The sequence below is a fragment of the Streptomyces sp. NPDC088746 genome (assembly GCF_044751065.1).
GTDB lineage: Bacteria > Actinomycetota > Actinomycetes > Streptomycetales > Streptomycetaceae > Streptomyces.
In genome coordinates, this window is the sequence record NZ_JBIVLA010000010.1 from 264927 (window position 1) to 281098 (window position 16172).

The window sequence follows — 16172 nt, forward strand, 5'->3', positions numbered from 1 at the left end:
AGCCCCGTCCGGGGGACGGGGCTTTCGGGTGGTGGCTGGGGCCGGGATCGAACCGGCGACCTATCGCTTTTCAGGCGATCGCTCGTACCAACTGAGCTACCCAGCCACGCAGCTCATACGGGCTGCAGCGGTCCTGACGGGATTTGAACCCGCGGCCTCCACCTTGACAGGGTGGCGAGCACTCCAAACTGCTCCACAGGACCTAGCTAATGTGCGAGACAAGTCTCGCACACGGTTAAGCGTGCCCCCAACGGGATTCGAACCCGTGCTACCGCCTTGAAAGGGCGGCGTCCTGGGCCACTAGACGATGAGGGCTAAGGGCCCACCTGCGCGCTTTCCAGCGCGTCGGGGACGTGAGAAGCATATGGGATGCGGGGAGGTATCGCCAAAACGGTTTGGGCCTCTCGTTCGAGAGGCCCTACGGCGAGGGCGTCGGGACGCTCGGGGAGGGTGCCGGGCTCTTCAGGTTCTCCTCCGGGAGATGGCGGCTGACCTCGGCCGTCGTCAGGCCCAGACCGCCCAGGGTGATCTCGTCCCACGCCTGCAGATGCCGGCTGGCGCGGTCCAGGTAGAGCACCGAGGCGCGCACCTTCTCGGGCTTCTGGTTCTGCACGGCGCGCAGTCCGCCACCGCCCGTGGAGCCCTCGACCTTCAGCCGGGTGCCCAGGGGCAGCAGTTCGTTGACCCGGTGGTGCACATGGCCGGCCAGGACCAGCGGAACCGTTCCGTCCGTCTCCCGCGCCGCGTTCGGGTCGTGCGCCACCGCGATGTCCACCGGGGTGCCCGCCCGCTTCTGGTCACGCAGCGCCGAGGCGAGGCGCATGCCCGCGAGCTGCTCGGAGGCCTTGCCGCCGGTGGGGCGTGACCGGTCGGGGGTGAACTGGGGGTCGCCGGTGCCCGCGATCCGCACCCCGGCCACGCTCACGGCGTGGCCCTCGTCCAGTACGTACGCGTTCCTGGTCTTCCTCAGATAGGCCTGGGTCTGCTTGGAGTCGTGGTTGCCCCTCACCCACACATAGGGGGCGCCGAGGTCGCGGACGGGGTCGAGGAAGCCGTTCTCCGCGGCCGTGCCGTGGTCCATGGTGTCGCCCGAGTCGATGATCACGTCGATCTCGTACTGCTCGACCAGTGAGCCGATGATGTGCCAGGCGGCGGGGTTGAGATGGATGTCGGAGACGTGCAGGACCCGGATGGTCGCCGGGTCCGGCTGGTACACGGGGAGCGTGGACGTGGCGTCGTACAGCTTGGTGACGTTGGTGACGAGCCGGGCCAGCTCCTGCTGGTAGACGTCGAATTCGGTGACGATCGAGCGGGCGTCGCCGACGACCGAGGGGGCGCTGGAGAGCAGCCCGGAGAACTTCGGCTCCAGGACGGACTTCGGGTTCCAGGTGGCGTAGGCGCTGACGCCCGAGGCGGCCAGCAGGGCCAGGGCGAGGCCTCCGGCGGCCAGGGCGCGGCGCGGGCGCCGGTAGACGACGAGGCCGAGTGCGGTGGCGCCGGAGACCACGGCCACGCAGGAGCGGACGGCCAGCTCCCGGGTGCCGGCGGCGACGTCGTCGGTGACCTCGTCCTGGAGGCCCGAGAGGCGCTCGGGGTGCTTGACCAGGGCCTGGGAGCGCTCCGGGTCGAGCTGGTCGACGTCCACGTCCAGGCGGACCGGGGCGTGGTGGGAGTCCAGCTCCAGGGCACCGAGCGGGGACACGTTGATCTTGGTGCCGCCGACCGCCGACGGCCGCAGCGTCATGGTGGTGTCCATGGGCCCCACCGGCGTACGCACGCTGCCGACGACCAGCAGTCCCAGCCAGGCGCCCAGCACGACCACGGCCAGCAGGCCGAAGGCCCGTTTCCAGGGGTGCGCGGCGGGGACGAGTCCGCCGGCGGGGGCGGTGGCGCGCGGGCGGGAGCTGCGGAGGCGGCGGACACGGACGGCTGCGGCGTGGAACGGGCGTGCCATTGGGCGCGTATGCCCCGATCGGGCGGCGGACATGCGGGAGGCCGGGGAGGTGTGGGCCGGGCGGGTGGCCGCGGGGGCGGCTGCGGGCCGCCCGTTCCCGTCCGGCGTACGTGACAATGGCGGGGTGCTGGAGATGACGCGCGAGGAGTTCGAAGAGCTGGTGAGCCTGGCTCTTGACCGGGTCCCGCCGGAGCTGATGCGGCTGATGGACAACGTCGCGGTGTTCGTGGAGGAGGAGCCGGAGGACCCGGAGGACCGGGAGCTGCTCGGACTCTACGAGGGCACGCCGCTCACCGAGCGTGGCGAGTGGTACGCGGGCGTGCTGCCGGACCGGATCACCATCTACCGGGGGCCGACGCTGCGGATGTGCGAGACCCGCGAGGACGTGGTCGCCGAGACGGAGATCACCGTGGTCCACGAGATCGCCCACCACTTCGGCATCGACGACGAGCGGCTGCACGAGCTGGGGTACGGGTGAGCACCCAGGATCCACCGCCCGAGCGGCCCGTCGTCGACCCTGACGTCGACCTCTCCGTGCCCGCGCAGCGCGCCGAGACGGCGGGCGCGGGCAGGTGGCGGGTCCTGGCGGTGATCGCGGCGGGCGGCGCGGCCGGGGCCACGGCGCGGTACGCGGCGTCCCTCGCCTGGCCCACCGCCGGGGACGGCTTCCCCTGGGCGGTCTTCGTGGTCAACGTGGCGGGCTGCGCCCTGATCGGTGTGCTGATGGTGCTGACCGCCGAGCGGGGGAGGATCACGCATCCGCTGGTGCGGCCGTTCCTGGGGGTCGGGGTGCTCGGCGGGTTCACCACGTTCTCGACGTACGCGGCCGATGTGTCCCGGCTGCTGGCGCGTCAGGAGGTGGCCACGGCGATGGCGTACGCGGCGGCGACGGCCGTGGCGGCGCTCGGCGCGGTGTGGGGGGCGGCCGCGCTCACCCGGGCGCTGGCGGACCGGCGGTGGGGCACGGCGTGAACTGGCTGCTGGTCGTCCTCGGGGGCGCGGTCGGGGCGCCGCTGCGCTATCTGACGGACCGTGCGGTGCAGGCGCGGCACGGCGCCGGCTTGCCGTACGTGTTCCCGTGGGGAACGTTCACCGTGAACGCGGCGGGCAGCCTGCTGCTCGGCGTACTCACGGGAGCCATGGTGTCCACACCGGTGTACGCGCTGCTGGGTACGGGGCTGTGCGGGGCGCTGACGACGTATTCGACGTTCTCGTACGAGACTCTGCGGCTGGCCGAGACCGGCCGCGGCTTCCTGGCCGGTGCCAATCTGCTGGCGTCCCTGCTGGTGGGGCTCGGGGCCGTGTTCCTGGGGGCGGAGCTCGCCGGCGGCTTCGGGGGCCCCGGCGGGTGACCCGTGCGGGCCGGCGTGTGTGCGGGTGTTGTGCCGGGGCGTGTCCCCGGCGGGTGCGGGGGAGTTGGACACATCGCTCTCCTCTCCGCCGTCTCTCCTCCCCGGAGGTGCCGTACCGTGCGCCAGTTGTCCGCCCGCGTCCGCTGGGCAGCCGTCACCGTGCTGACGATCGCCGCGTCCACAGGCTGTGTGAGCGTCGGCGACGACGCCGGGAAGCCGGCGCCTTCGCGTACCGCCGGCGAGAAAGGTGCGCCGGACCGCCCGGACGGCGGCACCGTGTCCGGCACCGGGCGGTCCGGATCGGGCGGCGGCCGTGCCGAGGCGCAGTCCGACCGGGGCGCCTCCCGTGAGCCGGACGCCAAGGCCTCGGGCCGCGCCCCGTCGTCCGGGCCGAAGGGCACCCGCCCGGAGCCCGGTGGCCCCGGTGCCCCTGAGCCGACCCGGGGCGGACCCCTGCCCACCCCGGCGCCCAGCGAGCCCGGTCCGGGTGAGCCGCCGCCTCCGCCGGTCACTCCCGAGGAGCCTCCGCCCTCGCCCGAGCCGGAACCCTCGCCGCCGCCGGAGCAGCCTTCGGCCTCGCCGGCCGCGCAGTCCCGTACGGACGCGATGGGGGCGCCGGGGAGGATCGAGGTGTGGCCCACTCCCCGGGTATCACCGCAGGTCGCGCCGGTGTGAGCCGCCTCGGGAGGGCCCCGGTTTGCGCGAATGGGGGGAGGGTGCGTATGGTAGTAGATCGTTTGATCCTATGCCCGGCGCCGACACAGAAGAGCGCCGTGTGGCGCGTACTCTCCCTTGCCGTGGCTGGACCGCATTGAGGCGGTCGAAATTGCGAAAACACGGAGTTACGGGCGCGTGCCGAGACTCCGGAAGGTTTCGCATTTCGCATGTCAATTTCCAGTTCTGACCACACCGTCATGCCCGAGAACGACGTCGAGAACATCGAGGTCGTGGAGGCCGCCGAGGCCGTAGTGGCCCAGGCCCCCGAGGCAGCCGACGAGACCCCCGCGACGGAGGCCCCGATCGCGGAGAGCTCCGCCACGGAGACCTCCGACGAGGCCGCGTCCGACGAGGACGCCGAGCCGAGCATCACCTTCGCCTCGCTCGGACTGCCCGACGGCATCGTGCGCAAGCTCGCGCAGAACGGTGTGACGGCCCCCTTCCCGATCCAGGCCGCGACCATCCCGGACGCCCTGGCCGGCAAGGACATCCTCGGCCGTGGCCGTACCGGCTCCGGCAAGACCCTCTCCTTCGGTCTGCCCACCCTGGCCGCGCTGTCCGGCGGCCACACCGAGAAGAAGAAGCCCCGCGCGATCATCCTCACGCCGACCCGTGAGCTCGCGATGCAGGTCGCGGACGCGCTGCAGCCTTACGGCGACGTGCTCGGCCTGAAGATGAAGGTCGTCTGCGGCGGTACGTCGATGGGCAACCAGATCTACGCGCTGGAGCGCGGTGTCGACGTCCTCGTCGCCACCCCGGGCCGGCTGCGCGACATCATCAACCGTGGCGCCTGCTCCCTGGAGAACGTCCAGGTCGCGGTCCTCGACGAGGCCGACCAGATGTCGGACCTGGGCTTCCTGCCCGAGGTCACCGAGCTGCTCGACCAGATCCCCGGTGGCGGCCAGCGCATGCTCTTCTCCGCCACCATGGAGAACGAGATCGGCACGCTCGTCAAGCGCTACCTGAGCAACCCGGTCACGCACGAGGTCGACAGCGCCCAGGGCAACGTCTCCACGATGTCGCACCACGTCCTCGTGGTGAAGCCGAAGGACAAGGCGCCCGTCACGGCCGCGATCGCCGCCCGCAAGGGCCGCACGATCATCTTCGTCCGCACCCAGCTGGGCGCCGACCGCATCGCCGAGCAGCTCATCGAGTCCGGCGTGAAGGCCGACGCGCTGCACGGCGGCATGACGCAGGGCGCTCGTACCCGCGTCCTCGAGGACTTCAAGAAGGGCTACGTCAACGCCCTCGTCGCCACCGACGTCGCCGCCCGCGGCATCCACGTCGACGGCATCGACCTCGTCCTCAACGTGGACCCGGCCGGCGACCACAAGGACTACCTGCACCGCTCGGGCCGTACCGCGCGCGCCGGCAAGTCCGGTGTCGTCGTCTCGCTGGCGCTTCCGCACCAGCGCCGTCAGATCTTCCGCCTGATGGAGGACGCGGGCGTCGACGCCTCGCGCCACATCGTGCAGGGCGCGGGCGTCTTCGAGCCCGAGGTCGCCGAGATCACCGGTGCCCGTTCGCTGACCGAGGTCCAGGCCGACTCCGCGAACAACGCGGCCAAGCAGGCCGAGCGCGAGGCGGCCGACCTCACCAAGCAGCTGGAGCGCGTCCAGCGCCGTGCCGTCGAGCTGCGCGAGGAGGCCGACCGTCTGGTCGCCCGTGCCGCCCGCGAGCGGGGCGACGACCCGGAGGCGGCGGTGGCCGAGGTGGCCGCCGAGGCCGAGGCGGCGCTCATCGCAGCGGTGTCCGTCCCGGAGCAGCCGGCCGCGCGCGACGATCGTCGTGACGACCGGGGCAACTTCAACCGCCGTGACGACCGTGGCGGCGACCGCGGGGGTTACCGCGGTGGCAACGACCGTGGTACCGGCGAGCGCAGTGGCCGTCCCTCCGGTGGGACCGGCTACCGCGGGAGCAACGACCGCCCGTCGTTCCGCGGCAGCAACGACCGTCGTGACGACCGCCCGTCCGGTGGCTTCCGCTCCGGTGGCGGCGACCGTCGTGACGACCGGGGTGGCCGTTCGTTCGAGCGTCGTGACAACGACCGTCCGTCGTTCAACCGCGACCGTCGTGACGACCGTCCCTCGGGCGGCTTCCGCTCCGGTGGCGGCGACCGTCGTGACGACCGGGGTGGCCGTTCGTTCGAGCGTCGTGACAACGACCGTCCGTCGTTCAACCGCGACCGTCGTGACGAGCGTCCGTCCGGTGGCTTCCGCTCCGGTGGCAGCGACCGTCCGTTCAACCGCGACCGTCGTGACGACCGTCCCTCGGGCGGCTTCCGCTCCGGCGGCGGCGACCGCCCGACCGGCCGCCGCGACGACCACCGTGGTGGCACCGGCACGGGTACCGGCACCGGTACCTTCGGCCGCCGGGACGACAAGCCGCGCTGGAAGCGCAACGGCTGAGTCCGGCTGACAGGCTGACCGACCGCGGGGCCCGTACGACACTTCGGTGGCGTACGGGCCCCGCGGCGTTTCCGGCGTCCGTGCCAGGGCATCGCTGGGGGCATGACAAACGACGAAGCCGTGGCGGCAGAGCCACCGCCGGACGCCCTCCGGAGTCCATCCGCGCCCACCTCCGACGAGGAGCGGCTGGCAGAACTCGGCTACACCCAGGTGCTCGCGCGCCGGATGTCCGCCTTCTCCAACTACGCCGTCTCGTTCACGATCATCTCGGTGCTCTCCGGCTGCCTGACGCTGTATCTGTTCGGCATGAACACCGGCGGTCCCGCCGTCATCACCTGGGGATGGGTCGGCGTCGGGCTGATGACGCTGTTCGTCGGCCTGGCGATGGCCGAGATCTGTTCGGCGTACCCGACGTCCGCGGGCCTGTACTTCTGGGCCCACCGCCTGGCTCCGCCGCGTTCGGCCGCGGCGTGGGCCTGGTTCGCGGGCTGGTTCAACGTGCTCGGCCAGGTGGCCGTCACCGCCGGCATCGACTTCGGGGCGGCGTCCTTCCTCGGGGCGTACCTGAACCTCCAGTTCGGTTTCGAGGTCACACCCGGCCGTACGATCCTGCTCTTCGCGGCGATCCTGATCCTGCACGGCCTGCTGAACACGTTCGGGGTCGGCATCGTGGCCGTCCTGAACAATGTCAGTGTGTGGTGGCACGTCGTGGGGGTCGCCGTCATCGTGGGGGCGCTCACCTTCGTGCCGGACTCGCACCAGTCGGCTTCGTACGTGTTCACCGAGTTCGTCAACAACACCGGCTGGGGGAGCGGCTTCTACGTCGTGATGATCGGCCTGCTGATGGCGCAGTACACCTTCACGGGGTACGACGCCTCCGCCCATATGACGGAGGAGACCCACGACGCGGCCGTGGCGGGCCCGCGCGGCATCGTGCAGTCGATCTGGACGTCCTGGATCGCCGGCTTCGTGCTCCTGCTCGGCTTCACCTTCGCCATCCAGTCGTACGACGGCGCGCTCAACTCCCCGACCGGCGCCCCGCCCGCCCAGATCCTCCTGGACGCGCTGGGAGCCACCACGGGCAAGCTCCTGCTGCTCGTCGTGATCGGGGCCCAGCTGTTCTGCGGGATGGCCTCGGTGACCGCCAACAGCCGCATGATCTACGCCTTCTCGCGCGACGGGGCGCTGCCGTTCTCCCGCGTCTGGCACACGGTCAGCCCCCGCACCCGCACGCCCGTCGCGGCGGTCTGGCTGGCCGCTCTCGGTGCCCTGGCCCTCGGCCTGCCGTACCTCATCAACGTCACCGCGTACGCCGCCGTGACGTCCATCGCTGTCATCGGCCTCTACATCGCCTACGTCATCCCCACGCTGCTCAGGCTCCTGCGGGGCGACGACTTCGTGCGGGGGCCCTGGCACCTTGGCCGGTGGTCCCGCCCCATCGGCGTCATCGCGGTGACCTGGGTCGCGGTGATCACGGTGCTCTTCATGCTGCCCCAGGTGTCCCCGGTGACCTGGGAGAGCTTCAACTACGCCCCGCTGGCTGTGCTGGTGGTGCTCGGCTTCGCCGCGGTCTGGTGGCTGGTCTCGGCCCGCCACTGGTTCCTCAAGCCGGAAGCCCAGGATCACAAGCGCACGAGCACGGACTGACCGGCCCGCCCCGGCCGTGACAGGGCCCGGCACCCGATACCCGATCGGCTGCCGGGCCCGGGGCAGCTATGCTCGGGGGTGATCCATCAGGGGCCGTTAGCTCAATTGGTCAGAGCAGCGGACTTTTAATCCGTTGGTTGTGGGTTCGAGTCCCACACGGCCTACCTGGTGCAGGAGAGGGCTCAATCCTCTGACCTGCTGCTCAGCGCCTCGACCGGCTTCGGCCGGTCGAGGCGCTTCGTCGTGCCTGGACACGTGCGTGAGCGGAAGGGCGGGCGTGCAGGAGACCTGGTGTCAGACCCGCCTTACGGGGTTCCGGATTTCGACGCGGCCCGGTGCTCGGCGTTGATGCGCTGGGCTTCTTCGAGTTGGTCTTCGAGGATGACGATGCGACAGGCATCCTCGATCTTGGTGCCCCGGTCGACGAACTCACGGGCACGGGCGGCGATGCGCAGTTGGTAGCGGGAGTACCGGCGGTGGCCGCCTTCCGAGCGCAGCGGGGTGATCAGGCGCATCTCGCCGAGGGCGCGGAGGAAGGCGGGGGTGGTGCCGAGCATGGCGGCGGCACGGCCCATCGTGTAGGCGGGGTAATCGTCGTCGTCGAGGCTGTCGGCGGGGCGGGGACTGCGAGGGGGCATAGCACCTCTTCTTTCGGGGACACGTCCGAGGGGCCCGGGTGCCTTACGGCACCCGGGCCCCGAGCGTTCAACACCATCTACCGGCTGACTGCGCCGGCCTTCTTGTTCCGCCTGTCCGCCTGAGAGGGCGGAGGTACGGGGATCGCGTATGCGTGACCGGGGACCACCTTCCGTTCTGGGGCCTGCGGTACCCGGGCGGTGCTTCTTCGCGCCCGGGCGATCCTGATGGTGTCTGCTCCTTACCTTGTTCTCTGTATCGGTTGTCACTGCGGATCCTGCTGTACTGCGTGCGGCCCCGAGGGCCGCTCGGCCCGGCAGCCAGTGAGGGAACCCACCGTTTCCGGCTCCCCCGCTCCACCGCCGTTCCGCGTGTTCTGATCCTGCGTGCACGGCAGTTCATGTCTGCCGTGCCCTCTTTGCTGTCCTGGCTACGAGGGAAACTGTAGCCACACACGAAGGCGAATGTCTACCTTGACCACGGTAGATTTTTTCCGAAGCGGAGTGAAGGGCTTCCTGCTGCCGGCATGTGAGGAAACTGCTCCCCGAGACGTCCTCGTCGGGCCAGTCGGCCATGACCCGCGCAGTGACCGACCATGCCTTCGTGTGCCGCGTCGAGCGTCCTCGCGCCCTCCTCGGTGATGCGGAACTTGCGGGCCATGCCCCCGCCCGGGTCCGGGATGCGCTCCACGAACGGGCCACCTCATGTGCGCGATGCAAAGCGACAGGTGCCGTGGAGGCGTGACCGGGGCGGCTCTCGTCGGCGTGCGGGGCCCACGAACTTTCTGCTGCACGGGCATTGACCCTGGGAACGGGCCGACTCTACGTTCTTCGCGTGTCTTCGTATGTCATATATGAGACGCGATATGAGAGCCGAGTCTCCCCCCACGGCTACACGTTGCGGCGGCACGGTGCCGAGCGCCCCGCAGGTGAGCACTCAGAGAAGAGAGCCGACCATGACCGAACTCCGCAACGGCCGACTCGCCGCCGCGATATCCCTGGTCTCCGCCCTGGCCCTCACAGCCACCGCCTGCGGTGACGACGGCAGCGGGATCACCGGCGCCAAGGGCGCGGAGGGCTCGGGCACCGGGAAGATCGTGTTCTGGGACGAGAACGGGGGTGTCCGTACGGCGATCTGGAAAGAGATCATCGCGGACTTCGAGAAGGCGAACCCGGACATCGACGTGCAGTACGTGGGGATCGCGTCCACCGAGGCCCAGTCCAAGTACGACACCGCCATCCAAGGCGGCGGTCTGCCGGACGTCGGGGGCGTGGGGGCCGCGATGGTCGCCGGGATCACCGCGCAGGACGCGCTGGAGCCGCTGGACGACCGGGTCGAGGCGAGCTCCCTCAAGGGCAAGCTTAACGAGGCGATGATCGAGAACGTGCGGAGCGCCGCCGGCCGGGACGAGATGTACACGGTGCCGATCTCCGCCACCAACGGCGTCCTCTATTACCGTACGGACCTGTTCAAGAAGGCCGGGCTGGGCGAGCCGGACACCTGGGACGACTTCTACAGGTCCGCCGCGAAGCTGACGGACCGGCAGAAGAACCGGTTCGGCTACACCATCCGCGGCGGCCCGGGCTCGATCGCGCAGGCGCTGGACGCGATGTACGGGCAGTCGGGCATCGACTCCTTCTGGGACGAGTCCGGGACGAGGACGACGGTCAACGACCCGAAGAACGTGGCGGCGCTGGAGAAGTACGCGGGCCTGTACGGGAAGGCCACCCCGGAGGCCGACCTCAACAACGACTTCACCAAGATGGTCGCCCAGTTCGACTCCGGCAGCATCGCCATGCTCAACCACAACCTGGGGTCCTACCAGGACCACGTGAGCTCACTCGGCGCCGACAGGTTCCGCGGCATCCCGCAGCCCGAACTGGCCGACGGCACCCGGGTGATGGTCTCCAACCCGGTCTCCGGCCTGGGGCTGCTCAAGTCGTCCGAGAACAAGGCGGCGGCCTGGAAGTTCATCGAGTTCGCCGCGTCCCACGCCTCGAACTCCAAGTTCAGCGAGTCCGCCGGCCTGATCCCGGCCAACAAGGAAGCCGCCGAGGACCCCTGGCTCGACGAGGCCGAGACCACCCGGCTCGGTGCCGAGGCGCTGTTCTCGGGCGACACCAAGATCGTCCAGCTGCCCTACTACCTGCCGGACTGGAACACCCTGTCCAAGGCCGACAGCGAATCGGGCTTCCAGAAGGTGCTGCTCGGCAAGACCAGCGCCAAGGACTTCCTGGACACGTTCGCCGAGGACCTCGACGAGGCCCAGGCGGAGTGGAAGGAACAACAGGGCTGACGGGCCGGAGGCCCGCCCTCCCCCTCAGTCCAGGCCCTCCTCCCGCAACTGGTACATCAGGAGGAACGTCCGGTAGGTCTCCGCGGACACGTCCAGGCAGACGTCCGGCCGGAAGGTCCACGTCGACGTGTTGTCGAGGGCCCGCCGGCAGGCCGCCTCGGTCTCGGCCTCTGTCGGGATGTTCGAGATGAACGCGGCGATCAGCAGGACCACTGCGAGGACGACCACGCCGATACGGATGCGCATGGTCTCCCAACGACCGTGCGGCCGTACCGGTCACTCGGGCCGGCCGCTCCCGGAGGGACCCGCGGGGCCGGTCACGGCAGCCCGGTCATTCGGGCTCGTCGGCGACCGGGGGCAGGTCGGGCTCGATGAACAGGCCCGCGTACTGAGGAGTGGGCAGCGGCGAGGCGCCCGTGTCGGCGGTCGTGGCCGCGGAGGCCGCGTCGTGGTGGCGCTGGGCCGTGCGGGCAGGCGTGTCGGTCATCTCAGGTGTCCTGTACGTAGGTGTGCGGTGAGAGCCCCGTGACCGAATCGCTGCGGTGCATGCCGGACCGGTCCTGACCGGTAGGGCGACGATGTGCCGCTACCGGTGCCGCGCCGCTCCGGGGGCGTCCGGATCATCAAGCGGTGCATGCAGACTGTAACCCTCCCAGCACGGCTTTCCCCCGGTATTGCGAGCCCGGCGTGACGGTCAGTGCGGCGGTGCGGGCTCGATGTTCTGGTTTGCGTGGAAGAGGTTGTGCGGGTCGTAGGACCGCTTGATCTCCGCGAGCCGGTCGTGGTGGCCGCGGTAGGTGGCCCGGACCCGGTCCTGGGACTCGCCCGTGCCGAGGAAGTTCACGTAGCCGCCACCCATGGAGTGCGGGTGCAGCGCCTCCCAGTAGCCTACGGCCCACTCCCGCAGCGCCGCCGCGTTGGCCGGGTCGGGATCGATGCCGGCGATGACGCCCGACCAGAGCGCGTCGCGGTAGGCCCAGGCGGTGTCGTCGGGGCCGACCCGGCCGGCGGCTCCGTCGACCGGGTACAGGTGCATGGTCGACAGGCCGGTGGGGAGCTTCTCGGCGAAGGCGGCGTGCACGTCGACGGCGTCGTCCGTGATCCGGTCGAAGAAGTCCCCGCGCCAGTACCACTGGAGGCCGGACGGCATCAGTGTGTCGAACATCGACTGCAGCGCCGGATAGGGCATCGGCGAGGTGAAGTGGAAGGCGGGCGGCCCCGGTTCGTTCACCACGGCGAGGGTCTCGCCCAGGGAGTCCGGGTCGGCCGTCGAGGACCAGATGACCCCGCACATCTTCCGGCCGTGTATCTCCTCGGGGAAGGGCGGGCCCGGCGGGACGCTCAGCGAGGCGAAGAAGCCGTACAGGTCGTCCGGTGCCTGCGGCAGGAAGTCGCGGTACCAGCGCATGACGTCATGGAAGAGCTCCAGGGGCCAGACGGTGATACCGACGCCCACTGTGTCGACGGGGTGCAGCTCGAAGTCGAACGACGTGACGATGCCGAAGTTGCCGCCGCCGCCACGGAGCGCCCAGAACAGGTCGGGGTGCTCGCTCGGATTCGTGGCGACGAAGCTGCCGTCGGCCAGGACCACGTCCGCGGAGACCAGGTTGTCCACCGAGAGGCCGTACTTCCGGGTGAGGTAGCCGTGCCCGCCGCCGAGGGTGAGCCCGCCGACGCCGGTCGTGGACATGATCCCCGCCGGGGTGGCGAGGCCGAAGGCATGGGTGACGTGGTCGAGGTCTCCCAGCGTCGCACCGCCGTCCGCCTGGGCGGTCTGGGTGGCCGGGTCGACCCGTACGCCGTGCATGGGCGAGAGGTCGAGCGTCACGGCGTCGTCCCGGAGGCCGAGGCCGGGGCCGCTGTGCCCGCCGCCCCGGACGGCGACGTCCAGGCCGTTCTCGCGGACGAAGTCGACGGCAGCCATGACATCCGCCGTGTCGCGGCACCGGACCACGGCTGCCGGCCTCTTGTCGATCATGCCGTTGTAGACCGCCCGGGCCTGCCCGTACTCCTGGTCGTCCGGGCCGATGACCGGGCCGCGCAGAGCTGTTCTCATCGTTTCGAGCAGGGTGCCGTCCATGATCGTCTCCTAGCGCACACATGCGCCCGGCCTCCCCTGGCACACCCCCGCGTCGGGTGAGGCAGCTGGGCCGACGCCGGCACCTGGAATGCCGCGCAGACGGGACCGAACACCGAAAGGCTTGCCCCTCCAGCGTCCCGCCGCGCCGGATGCCGCGCAATCGCGGAGCCGTGCCCCGGGTCCTGGCCGGGGCACGGCTCCGGCTCGGCCCTGCGGCGTGGCCGGGGGGATCGGGCGGGTCTGTGTGGTGTGGACATCCGGTAGCCCTCCAGGCGGGCGACGCGCGAGATCGGGGGGTGCGGAAACACCCTTGAGCGCGTCACCGCGCCCGGCAACTGCACGGTATGCGCCCTGTGTTGACGCATTGCGCCGGGGGCGTGGGGCCCCCGCTCGTCAGGGGCGCGGGGCGGGTGCGGCCATAAGTGGTCGGAGCACCGTCCCGGATGGCGTAGAGTTGCAATCACAACGGCGCGGGGTGGAGCAGCTCGGTAGCTCGCTGGGCTCATAACCCAGAGGTCGCAGGTTCAAATCCTGTCCCCGCTACTGAAGACAGAGGCCCGGATCCTTTCGAGGATCCGGGCCTCTGTCGTATGCCGGCACCCGGCCGTCCCTGCGGGGCTTGACCTTGACGCTGCGTAAAGATCTAGCGTTCCGGCATGGAGTGGTCCATCCAGGAAATCGCCCGACGGGCCGGCACCACGAGCCGGACGCTCCGGCACTACGGCGACATCGGTCTCCTCGTGCCGAGCCGCACGGGTGCCAACGGCTACCGCTATTACGACCAGGAGGCCCTGGTCCGGCTCCAGCGCGTTCTGCTCCTGCGGGAGCTGGGGCTCCCGCTGCCCGCGATCAAGGACGTGCTGGAAGGGCAGCGGGACACCTCGGCGGCGCTCCGGGCCCATCTGCGCCTGCTGGAACAGGAGCGCGAGCGCATCGGGCGGCAGATCGCCTCGGTGCGGACCACTCTCCGCAGGACCGAGGAAGGGGAGGAACTCATGGCCGAGGAAGTGCTCGACGGCTTCGACCACACGGCGTACGAGCAGGAGGTCACCGAGCGTTGGGGCGAGGAGGCGTACGAGCGGAGCGGCCGGTGGTGGCGCGGGCTGAGCGAGGACGGGCGCGCCCGCTTCCAGGACGCGCACGATGCCATCGCCCGGGACTACGGGGCGGCCAGGGCGGCCGGCCTGGAGGCCGGCAGCGACGAGGTGCAGGACATCGCGCGTCGGCACTGCGCGTGGCTGTCGGTGACCATGGAGGTCACGCGCGCGTATGTCACAGGCATCGGGGAGATGTACGTCGCCGATCCCCGGTTCGGGAGGAACTACGATCGCCACGGGGACGGAACCGCCGTCTTCGTACGGGACGCACTGACGATCTACGCGCAGCACCGGCTACCCGGCTGACCACCGGCGGGCGGGGGCTCCGGGCGCTCCTCCCTTCGGCCGATGAAGAGTCGCCGTTCGGCGCGGCTCCGGCCAGCCTGGGTGGGGCGCGGTACCGTCCGCACCCGTGGGTGGAGCGGGCAGGAGCGCACAGGTGGGGAAGCGGGACGGACGGCGGGGGACCGCACCTGGGAACTCCCGTTCCCGGATTTTCGTGCGCGCGCTGCCGGCTCTGATGATCGGTGCCGGCGTCGTTCTCGACCTCGCGACGCCGACCGTGGTCTCCGCTGTTCCGCTCTTCGCCGCGGCGCCGCTGATCGCCGCACCCTTCTTCTCGCTGGCCAGCACCGTCCGTGTCGGGGCGGCCGCGATCCTCGTGGTGCTGGCCATCCGGATCTCGGACGGCGAGCTCGGCAGAGTCGTGCCGGTCACCGACCTGCTCACCCTGGTCACGGTCTCCGCGCTCTCCCTCGTCATCAACCGCGTGGTGCGCCGCAGGAACGAACAGCTGGCCTCGGCGAGGGTCATCGCGGAGACCGCGATGCGCGCGGTGCTCCCGACGCCCGATGACCGCATCGGCGGGCTGCAGGTCGCGGCGCGGTACGAGGCGGCCCAGGCGGACGAGTTCGTCGGCGGCGACCTGTTCGCGGTCGCGGACACGCCGTACGGGGTGCGCCTGGTCCTCGGGGACGTACGGGGCAAGGGGCTGGACGCCGTGGCCGCGGTGGCCGTCGTGATCGGTGCGTTCCGGGAGGCCGCCGAGCAGGAGATGTCGCTGGAGGGGGTCGTGCAGCGGCTGGAGCGGGCGCTGGCCCGTGAGGGCTCGCGGCGGGGCGGGCTCGACTCCATGGAGGGGTTCGTCACCGCTGTGGTCGCGGAGATCCCGTCCGGGTCGGACGTCCTGCGGGTCGTCAACCGCGGGCACCCCGAGCCGCTCGTCCTGCACGCGGACGGGACGCTCGACGTGCTGGCGCCGACGGCGCCCGCGCTGCCGCTCGGGATGGGGCTGGACGCGTGGCCGGACCGGTCGGACGAGTGGACACTGCCGGCCGGGTCGATGTTCCTGACGTTCACCGACGGGCTCTCGGAGGCGCGGGACGCGAAGGGCGTCTTCTACGATCCGGCGGCCCGGCTGCGCGGCCGGCTCTTCCCGGGGCCCGAGGAGCTTCTGTCCGCGCTCACCGACGACGTACGGCTGCACACCGGCGGCCGGTCGACGGACGACCTCGCGCTCCTCGCGGTCGGCCGTCCTGCGCGGGGTCAGCAGGAGCGGCGGACGACGGTGAAGATCGTGGGGCGGGACCGTGAATGACCGGTCGCGACCGTCGGTAGTCGAAGGACCTCGCTCCGCATAACATTTGACGTACCGTCAGAAACTGGCGGCCGGATGAGGGGCGCTCAACTCGCCCGTTTGCGCCCGTTTGACACCTTAAAGTCCAGGCCGCAGCCATGACTGATCTACGGGAACAGCTTGGAATCGGACCCGGGTGTCTATTAACGTTCGATAACGCAGCGCGGTTGTACCCGCCGTCGCAAGAGACGGCACCGTGCGCAGCGCCGAATTCCGCAAGGGAACCGGGGAACCACCTACATGGGGTGAATCGGACACCTGTGTCTCGCGAGAGGCGAAGGGGTCCGTAGGAGACCTTCCTGCTCCGAACCCGTCAGCTAACCCGGTAGGCGAGAAGGAAGGAAAGGAG

Annotated in this window: 14 protein-coding genes, 5 tRNA genes and 1 riboswitch; of the genes, 11 read left to right on the top strand and 8 right to left on the bottom strand. The window is 70.6% G+C overall.

All coding sequences use genetic code 11. From position 1 onward, the window contains the following. Window positions 1-29 precede the first annotated feature (29 nt). The 4 genes from ACIP63_RS34185 to ACIP63_RS34200 all read right to left on the bottom strand — a co-directional run bounded on the left by ACIP63_RS34185 (window position 30) and on the right by ACIP63_RS34200 (window position 1954). A tRNA-Phe gene (locus tag ACIP63_RS34185) sits at window positions 30-106 on the bottom strand. A gap of 22 nt (window positions 107-128) precedes the next feature. Next, window positions 129-203, bottom strand: a tRNA-Asp gene (locus ACIP63_RS34190). A gap of 39 nt (window positions 204-242) precedes the next feature. After that, window positions 243-315, bottom strand: a tRNA-Glu gene (locus ACIP63_RS34195). 103 nt (window positions 316-418) lie between these two features. Further along, window positions 419-1954: a metallophosphoesterase gene (locus tag ACIP63_RS34200; RefSeq protein WP_401523707.1), complete on the bottom strand. Its 1536-nt coding sequence runs from the start codon at window positions 1952-1954 to the stop codon at window positions 419-421. Window positions 1955-2078: 124 nt separating this feature from the next. On the opposite strand from ACIP63_RS34200, the gene ACIP63_RS34205 reads away from it, so the two are divergent. The 7 genes from ACIP63_RS34205 (at window position 2079) to ACIP63_RS34235 (ending at window position 8242) form a co-directional block, all read left to right on the top strand. Next, complete coding sequence (locus ACIP63_RS34205) at window positions 2079-2432, top strand: metallopeptidase family protein (protein ID WP_015578045.1); 354 nt, start codon at window positions 2079-2081, stop codon at window positions 2430-2432. A gap of 56 nt (window positions 2433-2488) precedes the next feature. Continuing rightward, window positions 2489-2926, top strand: coding sequence for a CrcB family protein (locus ACIP63_RS34210; RefSeq protein WP_401523789.1), 438 nt, complete (start codon window positions 2489-2491; stop codon window positions 2924-2926). Further along, window positions 2923-3306, top strand: a complete 384-nt coding sequence (locus ACIP63_RS34215; RefSeq protein ID WP_401523709.1) for a fluoride efflux transporter FluC — start codon at window positions 2923-2925, stop codon at window positions 3304-3306. Before ACIP63_RS34210 ends, ACIP63_RS34215 begins: the two co-directional genes overlap by 4 nt. Window positions 3307-3423: 117 nt before the next feature. After that, entirely contained in the window at window positions 3424-3981 is a 558-nt protein-coding gene (locus ACIP63_RS34220) for a hypothetical protein (protein WP_401523711.1), read from the top strand. 239 nt (window positions 3982-4220) lie between these two features. Continuing rightward, entirely contained in the window at window positions 4221-6431 is a 2211-nt protein-coding gene (locus ACIP63_RS34225) for a DEAD/DEAH box helicase (RefSeq protein ID WP_401523713.1), read from the top strand. 102 nt (window positions 6432-6533) lie between these two features. After that, the gene (locus tag ACIP63_RS34230; protein ID WP_401523715.1) at window positions 6534-8078 is read left to right on the top strand and encodes an amino acid permease; all 1545 of its coding nucleotides are present in this window, start codon (window positions 6534-6536) and stop codon (window positions 8076-8078) included. 90 nt (window positions 8079-8168) lie between these two features. Beyond that, a tRNA-Lys gene (locus ACIP63_RS34235) sits at window positions 8169-8242 on the top strand. A 141-nt stretch (window positions 8243-8383) separates the two neighbouring features. On the opposite strand, the gene ACIP63_RS34240 is transcribed toward ACIP63_RS34235, so the two are convergent. Further along, window positions 8384-8716, bottom strand: a complete 333-nt coding sequence (locus ACIP63_RS34240; RefSeq protein WP_401523717.1) for a MerR family transcriptional regulator — start codon at window positions 8714-8716, stop codon at window positions 8384-8386. A 953-nt stretch (window positions 8717-9669) separates the two neighbouring features. Here ACIP63_RS34240 and ACIP63_RS34245 point away from each other — a divergent pair. Continuing rightward, the gene (locus ACIP63_RS34245) at window positions 9670-11010 is read left to right on the top strand and encodes an ABC transporter substrate-binding protein (protein ID WP_401523718.1); all 1341 of its coding nucleotides are present in this window, start codon (window positions 9670-9672) and stop codon (window positions 11008-11010) included. A 24-nt stretch (window positions 11011-11034) separates the two neighbouring features. On the opposite strand, the gene ACIP63_RS34250 is transcribed toward ACIP63_RS34245, so the two are convergent. The 3 genes from ACIP63_RS34250 to ACIP63_RS34260 form a co-directional block, all read right to left on the bottom strand. Next, window positions 11035-11256: a hypothetical protein gene (locus tag ACIP63_RS34250; RefSeq protein ID WP_104787660.1), complete on the bottom strand. Its 222-nt coding sequence runs from the start codon at window positions 11254-11256 to the stop codon at window positions 11035-11037. 85 nt (window positions 11257-11341) lie between these two features. Then, window positions 11342-11497 (bottom strand): hypothetical protein, encoded by a 156-nt coding sequence (locus tag ACIP63_RS34255; protein ID WP_401523722.1) that lies wholly within the window; start codon window positions 11495-11497, stop codon window positions 11342-11344. A gap of 207 nt (window positions 11498-11704) precedes the next feature. Then, the gene (locus ACIP63_RS34260; protein ID WP_401523724.1) at window positions 11705-13090 is read right to left on the bottom strand and encodes an FAD-binding oxidoreductase; all 1386 of its coding nucleotides are present in this window, start codon (window positions 13088-13090) and stop codon (window positions 11705-11707) included. Between the two features lie 469 nt (window positions 13091-13559). Here ACIP63_RS34260 and ACIP63_RS34265 point away from each other — a divergent pair. The 3 genes from ACIP63_RS34265 to ACIP63_RS34275 all read left to right on the top strand — a co-directional run bounded on the left by ACIP63_RS34265 (window position 13560) and on the right by ACIP63_RS34275 (window position 15784). After that, window positions 13560-13633: transfer RNA gene (locus ACIP63_RS34265), tRNA-Met, on the top strand. A 113-nt stretch (window positions 13634-13746) separates the two neighbouring features. Continuing rightward, window positions 13747-14493: a MerR family transcriptional regulator gene (locus ACIP63_RS34270; RefSeq protein WP_401523727.1), complete on the top strand. Its 747-nt coding sequence runs from the start codon at window positions 13747-13749 to the stop codon at window positions 14491-14493. Window positions 14494-14626: 133 nt separating this feature from the next. Further along, window positions 14627-15784: a PP2C family protein-serine/threonine phosphatase gene (locus tag ACIP63_RS34275; protein ID WP_401523730.1), complete on the top strand. Its 1158-nt coding sequence runs from the start codon at window positions 14627-14629 to the stop codon at window positions 15782-15784. Between the two features lie 233 nt (window positions 15785-16017). Then, a riboswitch (cyclic di-AMP (ydaO/yuaA leader) is annotated at window positions 16018-16170 on the top strand. The last annotated feature ends 2 nt before the right edge of the window (window positions 16171-16172 follow it).

Bases quoted from the DNA above. Each gene is read 5' to 3' on its own strand.
- ACIP63_RS34245 (WP_401523718.1), top strand. From the start codon at position 9,670: ATGACCGAACTCCGCAACGGCCGACTCGCCGCCGCGATATCCCTGGTC.
- ACIP63_RS34250 (WP_104787660.1), bottom strand. From the start codon at position 11,256: ATGCGCATCCGTATCGGCGTGGTCGTCCTCGCAGTGGTCCTGCTGATC.
- ACIP63_RS34270 (WP_401523727.1), top strand. From the start codon at position 13,747: ATGGAGTGGTCCATCCAGGAAATCGCCCGACGGGCCGGCACCACGAGC.
- ACIP63_RS34230 (WP_401523715.1), top strand. From the start codon at position 6,534: ATGACAAACGACGAAGCCGTGGCGGCAGAGCCACCGCCGGACGCCCTC.
- ACIP63_RS34260 (WP_401523724.1), bottom strand. From the start codon at position 13,090: ATGGACGGCACCCTGCTCGAAACGATGAGAACAGCTCTGCGCGGCCCG.
- ACIP63_RS34255 (WP_401523722.1), bottom strand. From the start codon at position 11,497: ATGACCGACACGCCTGCCCGCACGGCCCAGCGCCACCACGACGCGGCC.
- ACIP63_RS34225 (WP_401523713.1), top strand. From the start codon at position 4,221: ATGCCCGAGAACGACGTCGAGAACATCGAGGTCGTGGAGGCCGCCGAG.
- ACIP63_RS34200 (WP_401523707.1), bottom strand. From the start codon at position 1,954: ATGGCACGCCCGTTCCACGCCGCAGCCGTCCGTGTCCGCCGCCTCCGC.
- ACIP63_RS34240 (WP_401523717.1), bottom strand. From the start codon at position 8,716: ATGCCCCCTCGCAGTCCCCGCCCCGCCGACAGCCTCGACGACGACGAT.